This window comes from Moorella thermoacetica (genome assembly GCF_001267405.1).
GTDB classification, from domain to species: domain Bacteria; phylum Bacillota; class DSM-521; order Neomoorellales; family Neomoorellaceae; genus Neomoorella; species Neomoorella thermoacetica.
In genome coordinates, this window is the sequence record NZ_CP012369.1 from 1,358,137 (window position 1) to 1,371,993 (window position 13,857).

The window sequence follows — 13,857 nt, forward strand, 5'->3', positions numbered from 1 at the left end:
GTTGCTTGGTGATGTCTACGAAATCCCGTTAAAAGATCAATCAGTGGATCTTGTAATAAGTAGACCTCTAGTTATGCCCGTTTTTTGTTTTATTTGTTCCGCAATGACAGGATAAACCGGAGCAAATACCTCCCGGGCGACCCTATCAAATTCTTCGACATTAATTTCCACTTTAATGCCCTCGCTTTCCATATAGCAACGTCATGTTCCGGCCGGAAAACTGCGGGACGGGTAAACCCGCTCCGCCCCTTCTCTATTTCCCCCTGGCCCCGGCCAGGAGGGTATCAGCTTCCTGATCGGATAAGTTATAGTGGTAGAACCTGGCATAAAAATCCTTGACCGTTGCCACCAGGTCATAATTAAAAACATCCGGGTAAAGGAGATTGGCCAGCCACTTCACCCCGATGATGCGGTTGACAGAGGGCGGCCGGTCGAACCAGTTGAAGGGCCCGTGGGGAACCTGGTAGACGCGGTGGCTTTTCACAGCTCTAAGGTTCTGCCATTTTGGGTCTTTAAGGATAGTTTCGTAGGCGCCTCCCTGGGCTACGTTCCAGAAGAGAATCACATCGGGATCCCAGGATAGCACCTGTTCCAAAGAGACGGAGCTCATCCCCATGCCCCCTGGGCCGCGCTGGGGTGGAATGGCCGCCACGTTGATGCCGCCGATAAAATCCAGCACCTGGGTATGCTGGGAAGAAGCGGGATCCGTTTGCAGCCCGGTAGGACCTTCGGCGTAGTAAACTCGGACCTTCCTGTCCGCCGGCATCGCCTTAACTTTAGCGGCAGCTTCATTGATAGTGTCCCGGCAATAAGCCGCCAGTTCCTTGGCTCTTTGCTTCTCTCCCAGCAGGTCGCCTAAAAACTCATAAGCCTGGTCCAGCTTTGTCAGTTCACCGTCAACCATCACCACCGGTATTTTAAGCTGCTCCTGGATCTGGTCAGCCTGGGAACGGGCCGTGTTATCCATGTAGCCCATAGAAAGGATAACCTCAGGATGAATTCTCAGGATCTCTTCGATGTTGGCCGTATTCTTGGCATACCAGCCGCCCAGATTGGGTAGCTTCTGGTACTCGGGCAGGATAAACTTCTTCTCTACCTCATTTAGCTCATAGTTCCATCCCGCCAGTTTCTCCGGCGCCAGGGTGTAAACCAGAATGGTTCCCACCGGGCTGGTGGCAAATACCTTCTTGATCTCGACCGGGACGGTAATATGGCGACCGGCCATATCGACTATAGTCCTGTTAGCTGCTGCTTGACCGGCAGAAGCCTGGCCGGTTGCCTTCTGGCCACTCCCTTGCGAGCCGCAACCCACCAGGGCGGCAGTCAAGATCAAGATGGCCAGGAGCAGGCTGACCAATTTACAGGTAAAATGCTTAAACATGATTTTCCCCTCCCGTGTTATGTTTATTAAATTGTGCCGCCATGATCCGAAAGCCGTAAAACCATCATCTCAGCCGCGCGACCATAGAAATGGTACCCGGAGCCGGCTTCCGCCAGAACATCCAGTAACTCGTCCGGTTTGGTAACCAGGGTGCCTCCCAAGAGGTTGACACCCCGGCGGAAGAAAGCATCGGGGAGCATGCTCGCCGTTGGTCCAACTACCACCACCTGTGCCCCGGGCTTAACAACGCTCAACAAACCTTCTAAGGTATCGTTGATCAGGGTAGTCCCGGTGATAATCAGGAGGTCGGCCCAAGGTATCACTTCCGGGGCATCCTCTGGCGGTCGATAAAACGGTAATTCATCCTTTTTAAGGGTGGCAGGATCTAGTTCAAGAATAGTAAACCGGCAGTCCTGCCTTTTTAGGACCTTAAGGAAAGGAGCCAGAGCGCCAACAACCACTACCTGACCCTCACCTGGTATTATTACCTGGTCCAGGGCATTGGCGCCTGTTTTAAGAGTATAGTTCATGGGCGGTCGCACCTGCCAACAGGTGGCCGACAGGGCATTGAGTACGGCTATCCCCAGGGCCCTCCGCAAAGCCTGATCGGCGAACATCCCTTCAAGGAACGCCGTCGCCTTCCGGCCCCTCAACTCTCCCGAGGCGGGCATAGCCCTGGCAGAACTGGGGCAGCATACAGCCCCGGGAATTGCTTTTATAGGTGTAAAACACAAGCCGCCCTGGCCGTTACTCAGCTTTACACCCGTATAGAATACCCCGATAACCACCCGCTCCACTGTTAAATCATCCAGGGAATCGCCAAGGATGTTGCGGATAGAATGTATGGTTTCCCGCAGGATCGTACCCGGTTGATAGCTAACTCCCGCCATTACCATTTCTATTTCCCCTCCGGTTTTCAAAATACCATCCCTTTCAGCCAAAAACCCCAGGTGCAAATTTGCAAGGGCATTTTCATGTTAGCAGCAGGCGCTGCAACTCCCCGGCATCATAGCCTTTGTTGATGCCAATCCTTTTTTAACAGCAAGGTGCAATTTCGCCATACCATAGGCGCTGGGAACATCAAGTAACTGCCACAGGCTAAAGCCGGTAGTAGCCAACAGGTTATTGAATTCCTCCATATGGCACAGGGGATGGCCAAAGCTATGGATGGATCTATCGAGTTCCCGCAAACCATCTCCCTCTGATCCACAACCCGGGGCGCAGAACCAGTGATTGCACGCCAGCAGGCCGCCGGGCTTCAGGGCGGTAAAGGCTTTACCAATAAATGCCGCTAATTCTTTGCGGTACTTGTAAAGCAAATGAGAAATAAGGACTATATCATAGCCTCCTCCCCATTCTTCCGAACACGCATCGCCCCCCTGGACTATCACCCGGTCTTCCAGGCCGTACTGCCGGATAAATTCCCTGGTGCAGGCAATAATGTGGGGTTTATCGAAAACAACGGCTCTGAGGTTAGGATTGACCTGGCACAGGGCTATGGCATAAAAACCGTGCCCGCCTCCCAGGTCAAGGAGCGTCCTGGCCCCTCTAAACCCTTCCCAGGCGACTATGCTGCGGGTGACTGCCTGCAACTCTCCCCGGAGGGAACGCTGGGCCAGGGCTTTAATAAAATCGGGGGTTGGAACGGCATCAAAGTCCTGTTCCGGGGGTTTTATGACGGTAAGGGTGTCTTTAAAGTTATTCCACCAGGAATCAGGCCGGGCGGTGCTCAAGAATAGATCTCCCTGGTAGCAAGGGCTCCGCCGCACCAAGAAATCTCTCGCCAATTCGGTTAACCTGTATTTTTCGCCTTTGCAGGTTAAAAAGCCGAGGTCCACCAAGGCCTGGAGAAAACTACGGGTAAACATGCCGTTTAACTTGAGGGCAGTGGTGATCTCCTCCCGGCAGCCGGGACCATTTTCCGCCAACCAATCAAACAGCCCCAGTTCCAGGGCGGCCCTCAGTACCTGGTAAGCCTGATAACCGGCTGTAATGCTGTCAATCCTTTCAACCCCCTGGGGGCAAGCCAGGTCCATTAAACTTTGCGGGTGATTGGACATGATAAACCCTCCATTTAAATTATTGCAAAGGACCGGGATTGAAAAATTCCTTAACGTCTTGTTCCGTCAGGTTGTAGTGGTAAAAAGTTTGGTAGAACTTAATCGTTTCCTGAGTCAAATCTACATCACGAAAGTTTTCGGGGTAAAGGATTTGGGCCAGCCACAGGATACCGAGAATGCCCTCTGGCGAAGGCCGGTCCCACCAAAAGGTACCAATGGGACATTGATAAAGCTGGCCCTCCTTTACAGCCTGCAAATCCTTGAATTGAGGGTTGTTTTTTACTTCAGATATAGGAATAAAGCGGCCTTCATTGCTACTGATGATGATTACATCCGGGTTCCATGTTAAAAGCTGTTCAATATTAATATCTCTACCTTTACCAATCTCACTGGCTACATTGAGGCCACCAGCAGCGGTAATTAAAGTTTGACCCCACCAGGCACTGCCGTTGGTATGAAGCGGTGCTCCCAGCATGTAATAAACTCTTTTTCTTTTTGCTTCAGGTATCTTAGACACCCGCTCTTTGATGGTCTTCAACCAGTTGTCCCAGTACGATACCAGCGCATTGGCCTCGTTAGATTTATTCAAGACCTCCCCCATCATCCGGAACTCTTTTTTTAAAGCTTCAATATCCGCTACGCCCGTACTAACGGTAATCACCGGGATACCGGCTTCTTCAATTTTTTGATTGCCTTTCGTTGAAGTTACACTGGCCACAACCAGATCGGGTTTTAATTTTAAGATGGCCTCAATATTGACATTGTCAAAAATACCTGGATCCGGCAAATCTTTAAAGCGGGGCATCATTTTCACGAGTTGAGGAAATCTTTTCATGGATGGCTGGGCAACGATTTTATCCCCGGCGCCCAGAACTACCAGCTCGTGACTGGCACCGCCATAACAGGTCACAATCACCCTGTCTATGGAAGCCGGTAGCTTTACGTTTTTACCGGCCATATCCATAACCGTTTTTTCCGTTGCAGCCGGCGGTTTGTTTTGCTGGTTACCGCAACCGGCAAGTATAAAAGACGTCATTAAAAGCAGCATACTGATCAACGAAAAAGTTACCAACTTTTTGTTGATAGCTCTATACACTTTGTTCCTTCCTCCTTTCATTTTTAAAACCATAAGGCATTATCTGCCCGAAATGTAAATATTGTTAACATTAAGATGATTGTACCAGTTTATAGAGGCCAATAAACGCTATTACTCACCTGCTCACCGGAATGCAGACCTGCGCTTTCTGCTCCCCCGGTAAGCTGGTGCTGATTATCTTCACGTCTACACCGTAAAGGTTTTTGAGGCTTTCTTCGGTCACCGTCTCCTCCGGCCGGCCCAGGCTATAGACCTGGCCCTTCTTCAGAAGCATTACTTTACTGGCATAGAGGAGGGCGTGGTCGGGAAAGTGGGAAGCCATGATGATGGCCAGCCCCATCTGCGCCAGCCGCTTGATGTGGCTTAAGACCAGGAGCTGGTTGCCGAAGTCCAGAGCCGAGGTGGGTTCGTCCATAATAAGGAGCCGGGGCTCCTGTGCCAGGGCGCGAGCGATGAGGACCAGTTGCCGTTCACCACCGCTGATCTCCGTATAGATCCGGTCCTCCAGGTGAGAGATATTGAGGGTGGCGATGGCCCGGCGGGCGATGGCCACATCCTCTCGGCCCGGCGCGGCCATGGTGCCCAGGTGGGCCGTGCGGCCCATGAGGACCACGTCCAGGACTTTGAAGGGAAAGGGCGGGTTATGGGCCTGGGGAATGTAGCCCATGACCCTGGCTATCCGGGCCTGCGGCCAGCCGCAGATATTTTTACCTCCGAGGAGGATATCCCCCGCCTGGGGTTTTATCAGGCCCAGTATAGTTTTGAAAAGCGTCGTCTTCCCCGAACCGTTAGGCCCCAGCAGGCACATTATTTCCCCGGACTCTACCTCCATAGATACCCCGCTGACGACCGCCCGGCCCCAGTAGCCACAGGTCACGCCTTTAAGCTCCAGCTTCATAACCATCCCCTCCGGGTATGCTGTAATAAATACAGAAAAAAGGGAGCGCCAATCAAAGCAGTAAGGATACCTAGGGGGATTTCCACCGTTGCCAGCACCCGCGCCAGGTCGTCAACCAACAGCAGGTAGGCGCTGCCCATCAGGATGGTGGCTGGCAATAAAACCTTATAATTGGGCCCTACCACCATGCGGGCCAGATGGGGAACCAGCAACCCCACCCACCCAATCATGCCGCTGATGGAGACGCAGGCTGCGGTCATCAGGGTGGAGCACAGGATCACAATCAACCTTAACCTGGCGGTTTCCAGGCCCAGTGCCCGGGCTTCCTCTTCCCCCAGAGAGAGGACGTTAAGGCGCCAGCGCAGGAGGTAAAGGGGTATTATTCCCAGCAACACAGGCACCAGGGCCGCATAAACGTCCCGTGGAGAAATGGACGCCAGGCTGCCCATGAGCCAAAAAGTAATGGCTGGTAATTTATCGTAGGGGTCGGCCAGGTACTTGATTAAGGAAGTACCGGCAGAAAACAGGGTACCGGTGAGGATGCCGGCCAGAACCAGGACCAGGGCAGGGTCGTGGCGGATCCGGTTGCTTAAGGCGTAAGCCAGAAATACGGCCAGGAGGCCGAATAGAAAGGAACTGACCTGGATACCGACTACACCCAGGGAGAAATAGATAGCCAGGGCAGCGCCGAAACCGGCCCCGGCCGAGGCCCCCAGGATGTCCGGCGAAACCAGGGGATTCTTAAACATTCCCTGGTAGGCAGCGCCGGCGGTGGCCAGGGCGGCCCCAACCAGCATGGCAGCGATAATGCGCGGCAGACGCACCTGGAAGACTACTGTTTCCATGGTGGCCGGCCAGGTGGGTTCAATGGGAAATACCTTTGCCGCCAGGATGGTTAGGAGTTGCCCGGGGGATATGGTATAACGGCCCAAAGGAAAAGAGAGCAGGAATACCAGCAGCGGCAGGGCCGGCAAAGCGATTTCTCTCCAGCGGTACCCCCTGGCCAGGGGTATATCAGGCGAAGTTTTCCTGGCCAGCGCCAATCGCACTAAACCTCCTCCCCATCATTACTTGAACGGCCTGTTCCCGGCTCTGCCTGCTCAATGCTACAGCAAGCCCTTCATCCCGGCTCACCTGAACCATACGGCCGCCGCGCTTGAATATCTCCAGGCAGCCGCCTTCTTGAACTACCCGCCGTATCAACTTCGGTTCCACAACCACGGTCCCCGCCAGGGTATCAATGCCGTAGTGGAACAACACAGGAGTCATAGGGGTGCTGGGACCCACCAGGATCACTCGCGCCCGGCGGCTGAGCTCCATGAGCCGGGGAAAGGTTTTATTGATCAGGGTGGTAGCGGTTATAAATACATAATCCTGCTCCGGGAGAATATACTCACAGGCAGGGTCGGGTAAATCGCCTTCGCGGGGGCGGCGTTCTAAAATTGTGAGTTTACAGTTGCGCGCCAGGGGGTCCAGGTCGGGAAAATGGCCAATAACAGTTACCTTTTTGCCCCGCACCTGTTCCTGAAAGCAGGTAAACGCGTTCATCTGGGGCTGGCTGCTTAAAGGCCGGCCGCAGAGACTCTCTACTTGTTCCGGCGTGTTCAAAACAGAATTTATGGCCGCCAGGCCCAGGGCTGCTTCAAAATTATTCCAGGACTTAATGTACTCCGCCAGATCCCGCACGGGCATGCCCTTTATTTCCCCGGCCAGCTTGATGCGCGGATGGCCCTCCAGGGGCGTCATCACCAGGCCGGTAGCCCGGGAACGGACCAGGATCCAGTTAAGGCCGACGATGCAATCTTCTACCTCCAGATCCGGCGGCACCGCCGCGATTAATTCATCATAGACTTCCCACATAGCTTTGCCTCCTTATCCTCGCTCTGCCATTTAGCACCACCTAAAACTAAAACCCCACCTGTAGGAAGGTGGGGCTAATAAAAGCCATAAACAGCCACTAATCAGCCACCTCCTTATACTCAAACCTGGGAAGGCATACCAGTTTCCCGGTATACCCCGTGGGCCTCTCAGCCCAGGCCGGCCACCATAGATCGCTCCTTAGGTTAAACCGGCTCGGAGATGTCAATATTTTATTTTATGCCCTTAAGTCTAATTAACCATATTCAACATACGTTCTAAAACTCCTGCCTGTCGGCATAAAATTCTTATTCCTGCGCGCCACCGTTCAATGTTATCTGGTCACCCACTTTTACCCGGCCTCTTTTTACTACCTGGCAATAAATACCTTCGGTTTTATTTCGACATATGATAAATAACTGCTCGGTATTATTAGGGTTTTCCTTTGGCTAGATCGACTTTACCTGGCTGGTAAAGAAGCCCAAGTCAAAACTGTGGAAAATATACGGCCGGAAGGCTAAATGTTTAAGGCAAAAACAGTCTTACTGCCGCTAATACAACTCATCTTCCGCTCTTTTACTCACAATTATATTATTTTTTATTTTGATACTATGTCAATTACTATTTTTAAAGCATATAGCCTCTAAAACAGCTTTTGGGTCGTAATATTCCTTCATAAGTTTGTTTTATTTGGCGTAGATTTTCGGAACAACGATTTTCGCGGTTTTTAAACGCCTTGCTATTTTTGCAAAGGTAATCTTAAAAATAGCTCTAAAGCGTCTGTTTATCGCCGGCAATGATTGTCGCCCTCAAAACATCGAAAATTTACGCGGTCAACCTAACGGCGGCTATTTCCCTGGCGAGGGGGTATTAACAACAAAAATCCCCGCTAATAAAAGGCGGGGACCAAATACCTAAAAATCGCAGTTCTTTAGCCACCATTACAATTCTTTACCCAAATTATCGCCAGGTTGACAAACATAAATATTGGTGATTTCTATAAGCACAGCAGATTTCGGCTGCAATACCGGCATTTCTCGCTTTACCCACGCCACCGCCTCGTCAAAAATCTGACCCGAAGTATGGATGGCGGCTTTCCCTTTTATTTGATAAGCCTGCTTGTCTTCCATACTCCAAACACATATAGCGACATAAGGATTATTTATTAGATTGTCCTTTGATTTCTCCATAAAGTTATCCACGATTAAAAGATGTTCGTCATCGTATACTTTTACAAAAGTCATGGGTACAACATTAGGTAACCCATCCTTAGACGCAGTAGCCATAGGAAAAACTCCCTGTTTGGCGATTACATTTTTAACTTCCGAATTTAATTTTGCCATAATTATCAACCCCTTTACCTAACGAAAATAATTGGATTTCAAGGAAATTATACTTTTTAAAAGAACATATGTCAAGTAAATGCATAAATGCACTTTCTTCTCCTTACCAGCTTTTGATCTGGATTTTGTTCTATCCACTTTCGTCAATCGCTAAACGTAAAAATTACCCAACCCACCTTGATTTTTCCTGTTTACGGGCGACCATTTTGGAGCTTGTAATAAACTTCTTCCTATACACATTGCCGGCAAACTGGCCAACAATTTCTGTCCTGCTACCCATCCGGGCAGCTATTCTTTCCATTTGCTCCTATTTCAGAGGTCTGGCAAAAGCCTCCGCAGGTGTTATTTTAGCGCAATTTATCCCTGCCGCCCAAAATGCGCCTGGTCATGTCTGCAATCCAGTCCCAGTGCAGATAAAGATGAACTAAAACCAGGCCCACCATTACTATCGCCAGCAAGCGGTGTATTTCCACCCATCCTTGGCGGCTAAAAATAAAACCTGGAGCAAAAGCTTGTCTACCATATCTCCCTGCCGGAAGAATCAACCATGGTATGAAACCAGAAAGGGCCAAGCCCAGGGCACTCAAAAAAAGAGCCAAATCGAGAAAATAATTAACCTTCCATTTGTTCAACCCTAATCTTCCCCTTTCTGAATCCTACACTCGATGCCCTAGAGGACCCACTACAGACATGGTTGTAAACCCCAACAACTTATCACAACTACCTGAACTATGAAAGCAACAACGCTGCCCAGATAGCACCGTTATTTCAACCCCTTTTTCGCCATGGTGAGCAACCTTGCGCCGCGCCCATGCAATTGCTTGAACACCACGCCTTCAGAAACAAACTTCAGCACCACTTCCGGCTCCACCACCCGCGTCCCGGAAACCAGGTCCACCCCGTAGTCAAACCATAGAGGTGTAAGGGGCGTCGTCGGGCCAAGTACCATTACCAGGCTGTCTTTCCGGCACAGCTTAAGGAGGCTTTCCATACTACCGTTAATAAGGGCCGTGCCGGTTATGGCCACCACGTCGGCCCCGGGAATGACATTCGCTGCTTCATCAGCCGGGAGATCGCCGCTTTGGGGCCTTCTTTCAAGCACCCAGAGTTCTCTTGCTACCCGCCGCAGTCCTGGAACGAAAGGAAAGTGCCCCACCACGGCAACCCGTTTTCCTGCCCCCCTTTCTATCAGTAATTCCCCGGCGTTAATATCTTGACATTGCTCCATATCCACCTCTAACAAAGAATTGATCGCAGCAAGCCCTATAGAGGCTTCCAGAAGGCTTGTCGAGGTAGCATAGCGGCAAAGCTCGCGGGCGCTTTTACCTGTTAAAAAGCCCGCTTCGCCTACAGGAAAACGGTTTTCATGTTCGTGAGTAAAGGTTGTCGAGGCCAGGCCGCAGTAACGGCTCCACACCCCGGTCCAGAAAGGACCGATTCGTACTTCCTTCACAACCTCATCGCCGGATAGGCTGGCAATAATAGCTTCAATCAGGCTCATACATTTGCCCCCGTTCGTATAGCGCTACATGCCAAAGAGCTTGTAACAGTTGGCGGCCAATGTTTGTCAGCAATCGTTTGAGACTGGAGCCGGACCGTAACGCGGCATGGTAACCTGGTTGCCCCCGGCTACGGAAAGGCCCAGAATATCACTCTGCATTTCTACCAGCCGCTCTAAAACAGCGGTTCCCAGGAGGATGCCGTTGGTAGTGAAACCCACCCTGCGGCCCTGTTCTTTGGCCGCTTGCATCATGTCAAATAGCCGCGGGTGTAGCAGCGGTTCACCCCAGCCCTGGAAGTAGATCAAACCTACCTGGCGCAAATAAGGGGCGATATAACGCACAAAAAATTCCCACGGGAAGTCGGCGCCATTCTTGCTCATTAACAGACAAACCTGAAGGCACGTCCTGTTTCATTGTAAATAAACTTATCTCCCAGGGCCTGGTAGAGGGCGGCACTGGCCTGAAAGCCGGTGCAGTGGCAGGCTACCAGGTACCGGAGACCAAAACGCGGTAGGGCCTTGATTGTATCCTCCAGCCGTTCCGGGCTGGCGTCCTTCAAGTGGGTGCCGCCGATGACGGCGAAGATGCGATCGGCACCGGTAAGGTCCAGGACGCGCTCCAGGGTGCTGATTAGCCCAGAGTGAGCGCAGCCCAGGAGCACCAGGGGCCCTTCCCTGGTGGTGATAATTAATGACTGGTCGTCCCATAGGTTGTCCTGGAGATACTCACCACCGGCAAGGAGGCGAAATTCCCGGCTCAAGGCTTCAAAAGCCTGCCGTGGCCGGATTTCGCCGGTCAAGACAATTCCTTCAGCCAGCTCGACGGGTTGCCGGGAGAGGTGGAAAACCGCACCGCTTGCTTCTAATTCTGCCCGCGACCAGGGGATGCCGATATACCTGGCTTCCTCCCCTTCCCGGAGGCGGTATTTGGCCGTGAAGACATCGGGGTGGGCGTATACGGGAAGGGGCCCGGTAATCTCGCAGATCTTTTTCAGGCCACCGGTATGGTCGTCATGACCGTGGCTTAAAGCAATGGTTGTAATTTCCCGGGGATCGAGGCCCAGGCTCAACATATTCTGGACAACGGCGGCCCCGGCCCCGGTGTCGAAAAGGAAGGTTTTTTCCCCCTTTCGTACCAGGAAAGCCAGGCCATGCTCGGCTATTAAACCCCTGGCGGTGACCGAATTATCTACCAGGTTGATGATTTCAACGGTTTCAGCCATTCTTATTTACCCTCCCCTTTTAACCGCGGCAGCAACCGCCGGGCGTGCAGCCTTCCGGCCGGGAATCCCTCCCGCAACACAGGGTTTTCCCGCCTGCCTCTGGGCGGCTTTTTACTATATGCGGCGCCGAGAATATCCTTACTAATCTCGTGCTGCCGCACTTAGGACAAATATCCGCATCTTCTCGCTTGTTAAATGTACAAATAGCCCCGCACTCGCTGCATTTGAATTCAAATTCCGGCATTAATAGTCACCTCCGCCTGCCTCTAGTATAAATCTATAAAGAACATACGTCAATATCGCCTTGCAAAAAAGGCCCCTCCTTTACAAGAGGGGCCCCTGGCGTAAAAATTACCCTCGCTGTAAGAAAGCCTGATAGGCTGGTAATTAGCTTCTTAGCTTAAGCACGGCGTCCTCGGCCGCATTTGTTACTTGATAAGCAACAGGCGAAGCGGTAAGGGCCGGATGGGTCCCTACCTGCATGGTTTCCAGCTCGTCGGCCCGCATCTTATGCTGCACGGCAGCCGCCAGCAGGTTGGTCAGCTCGCCCACCGAAGTACCGCCATAAACCTGCCCGCCTAAAATTACACCCGTATCTTTAGTAAAGATCAACTTTACGCCCAGTTCTCTGGTCCCCGGCATACTCCCTGGATGCCTGTCAGGCGCCTTGGCGGTACCAGTTACGACCTCAATACCCGCTTCCCGGGCCGCCCTTTCCGTCAGGCCTACCGACCCCAGGGCCAGGTCGCCGACAATTGTCGAAAACACTCCTACTGCCGCCACCCGGGACTGCCTGAGGCCGAACAGGTTGGCCCCCGCCACCCGGGCTTCATGGGTGGCTACGGAAGCCAGTTTGATGAGGGACGGTCCGTGCCCGAAAAACGAGCTTTTTTTGGCGCAATCACCAATGGCGAAGATACTGGGGTCACTGGTACGCATATAATCATCAACCCAGATACCGAAACGATGGTCAACTTTCAGTCCCGCCATTTGGGCCAGTTCAATATTGGGCGCCACGCCGATGCCGAAGATCACTATGTCGGCAGGCAGGGTTTCGCCATTGGAAAGTCTCACCTGTTCTACTTTACCGTTACCCAGAAATTCTTCTACTTTTGTCCCGGTGATAATGTTTATCCCTTGAGAGCGGAGTTTATCCTCTACCATGGTGCAGACCTCATCATCAAATGCCAGGGCCAGGCAATGGGGCAAAAGCTCGACAATGGTAATATTCAATTCTCGCCCCTTCCTGCACTCATCGGCAAACTCAACGCCAATAAAGCCGCCGCCGACGATAACCAAATTTTTTGCTTTGTCCAGGGCCTTTTTTAGTTGTTCAAGATAGGCCACATCTTTTTTGACGACGAAAACGCCTTCCAGGTCAGCCCCTTTTACCGGTGGAACAACAGGAGACGATCCGGTAGCCAGGACGAGTTTCTCATAGGTGATGCTACCAGATTTCACCGTAGAAACAGCCTTGCTTTGGCGGTCAATTCCTATAACTTCATCGATCACCAGTTCTATGCCGTTATTAACCAGCGTGGCGTCCGGGATGAGGTTCTTGTCGGGGCTCCCCACAGTACCGAAAATGTAAGGGATACCGCAGGGTACCAAAACCTTTTCTTCTTTACGTACCACGGTTACCTTTTTGTCCTTAAAATACCTTTTGGCAGTAATAGCTGCCGTAAGGCCCGCCGCACTCCCGCCGATAACTAGTACATCCGTACCCTTCAAACCAGCCGCCCCTTTCCATGTTTTTTGTTAATACTAGAACTTAGTTTTGTAAATAGTATAGTATTTATTAGGTCATATGTCAATAATAGTTAGAGAAAAAATTTCCGTTAGTATAATCGGTTTTAAATTTATAGCTACCCTCTAACCTTTGTCAAGGACCACCTATTCTCCCACATGGGCCACAATGCCTCCGCCGCCTCCACCAGCACCGCATCGAACTGGATGGCTTTGTTGGCTACAACTTCTTCCCAGCAGTGGTGCCAGGTAAGGGCCGGGCGGTAAGGCCTTTCTGAGGTCATGGCATCAATGGCATCACATAAGGCAATAATCCGCGAGCCTAAAGGGATGGCCTCGCCTTTTAAACCAGCCGGATAACCCTTACCGTCCCAGCGTTCGTGATGGTACAGGACCAATCGAGCTATCGAGCTCAATCGCCGCGATTTGGTCAAGATTTTATAGCCTATCTCGGGATGGCGCTTGATCACTGCCCATTCGTGAGGTAAAAGGTAGCCCGGTTTGCGCAAAATCTGGTCCGGAACGCCAATTTTACCGATATCATGCAAATGGGCGGCCATATGTATACGCTCCAGTTCCCCACCCTTTAAACCAATTTTCCTGCCTAAATCCAGGGCCATATCGGCCAAGCGCTGCGAATGGTCTTCACAATAAGGATCCCTGGCTTCCAGGGCAGCTGTTAAACATTCAATAATGTCATGGTAGACCCCATACAGTTTACGCCCGTATATCCAGGAAGGCATCCCGGTTCC

General features: G+C 51.7%; 15 protein-coding genes and 1 riboswitch. All 15 genes read right to left on the minus strand.

Annotated features, from left to right (window positions below; genetic code table 11):
• Window positions 1–253 precede the first annotated feature (253 nt).
• The gene (locus MOTHE_RS06835) at window positions 254–1,381 is read right to left on the minus strand and encodes an ABC transporter substrate-binding protein (protein WP_011392932.1); all 1,128 of its coding nucleotides are present in this window, start codon (window positions 1,379–1,381) and stop codon (window positions 254–256) included.
• 26 nt (window positions 1,382–1,407) lie between these two features.
• Window positions 1,408–2,277 carry a DUF364 domain-containing protein gene (locus tag MOTHE_RS06840; protein ID WP_011392933.1) on the minus strand — a complete coding sequence of 290 codons (870 nt, stop codon included), beginning with the start codon at window positions 2,275–2,277 and terminating at the stop codon, window positions 1,408–1,410.
• 81 nt (window positions 2,278–2,358) lie between these two features.
• Entirely contained in the window at window positions 2,359–3,441 is a 1,083-nt protein-coding gene (locus MOTHE_RS06845) for a methyltransferase (RefSeq protein WP_011392934.1), read from the minus strand.
• 19 nt (window positions 3,442–3,460) lie between these two features.
• Entirely contained in the window at window positions 3,461–4,570 is a 1,110-nt protein-coding gene (locus MOTHE_RS06850) for an ABC transporter substrate-binding protein (protein ID WP_235551354.1), read from the minus strand.
• Window positions 4,571–4,652: 82 nt separating this feature from the next.
• Complete coding sequence (locus MOTHE_RS06855; RefSeq protein ID WP_011392936.1) at window positions 4,653–5,435, minus strand: ABC transporter ATP-binding protein; 783 nt, start codon at window positions 5,433–5,435, stop codon at window positions 4,653–4,655.
• Window positions 5,432–6,484 (minus strand): FecCD family ABC transporter permease, encoded by a 1,053-nt coding sequence (locus MOTHE_RS06860; protein WP_053094837.1) that lies wholly within the window; start codon window positions 6,482–6,484, stop codon window positions 5,432–5,434. The genes MOTHE_RS06855 and MOTHE_RS06860 overlap by 4 nt, the downstream gene beginning before the upstream one ends.
• Window positions 6,450–7,295, minus strand: a complete 846-nt coding sequence (locus MOTHE_RS06865) for a DUF364 domain-containing protein (protein WP_011392938.1) — start codon at window positions 7,293–7,295, stop codon at window positions 6,450–6,452. Before MOTHE_RS06865 ends, MOTHE_RS06860 begins: the two co-directional genes overlap by 35 nt.
• A 93-nt stretch (window positions 7,296–7,388) precedes the next feature.
• A riboswitch (molybdenum cofactor riboswitch) is annotated at window positions 7,389–7,526 on the minus strand.
• 707 nt (window positions 7,527–8,233) lie between these two features.
• The gene (locus MOTHE_RS06870) at window positions 8,234–8,635 is read right to left on the minus strand and encodes a pyridoxamine 5'-phosphate oxidase family protein (protein WP_011392939.1); all 402 of its coding nucleotides are present in this window, start codon (window positions 8,633–8,635) and stop codon (window positions 8,234–8,236) included.
• A gap of 347 nt (window positions 8,636–8,982) precedes the next feature.
• Window positions 8,983–9,267 carry a DUF4405 domain-containing protein gene (locus MOTHE_RS06875; protein ID WP_011392940.1) on the minus strand — a complete coding sequence of 95 codons (285 nt, stop codon included), beginning with the start codon at window positions 9,265–9,267 and terminating at the stop codon, window positions 8,983–8,985.
• Window positions 9,268–9,398: 131 nt separating this feature from the next.
• Window positions 9,399–10,136: a DUF364 domain-containing protein gene (locus MOTHE_RS06880; RefSeq protein WP_011392941.1), complete on the minus strand. Its 738-nt coding sequence runs from the start codon at window positions 10,134–10,136 to the stop codon at window positions 9,399–9,401.
• Window positions 10,137–10,202: 66 nt separating this feature from the next.
• Window positions 10,203–10,517 carry a radical SAM protein gene (locus tag MOTHE_RS06885; protein WP_053094838.1) on the minus strand — a complete coding sequence of 105 codons (315 nt, stop codon included), beginning with the start codon at window positions 10,515–10,517 and terminating at the stop codon, window positions 10,203–10,205.
• Window positions 10,517–11,359, minus strand: a complete 843-nt coding sequence (locus tag MOTHE_RS06890) for an MBL fold metallo-hydrolase (RefSeq protein ID WP_011392942.1) — start codon at window positions 11,357–11,359, stop codon at window positions 10,517–10,519. Before MOTHE_RS06890 ends, MOTHE_RS06885 begins: the two co-directional genes overlap by 1 nt.
• 19 nt (window positions 11,360–11,378) lie before the next feature.
• Window positions 11,379–11,603, minus strand: a complete 225-nt coding sequence (locus MOTHE_RS14255; protein WP_071541788.1) for an FmdB family zinc ribbon protein — start codon at window positions 11,601–11,603, stop codon at window positions 11,379–11,381.
• 143 nt (window positions 11,604–11,746) lie between these two features.
• On the minus strand, window positions 11,747–13,090 hold the full coding sequence (locus tag MOTHE_RS06895) for an NAD(P)/FAD-dependent oxidoreductase (RefSeq protein WP_053094839.1): 1,344 nt from the start codon (window positions 13,088–13,090) through the stop codon (window positions 11,747–11,749).
• A 134-nt stretch (window positions 13,091–13,224) separates the two neighbouring features.
• Window positions 13,225–13,848: an HD-GYP domain-containing protein gene (locus MOTHE_RS06900; protein WP_011392944.1), complete on the minus strand. Its 624-nt coding sequence runs from the start codon at window positions 13,846–13,848 to the stop codon at window positions 13,225–13,227.
• Window positions 13,849–13,857 lie beyond the last annotated feature (9 nt).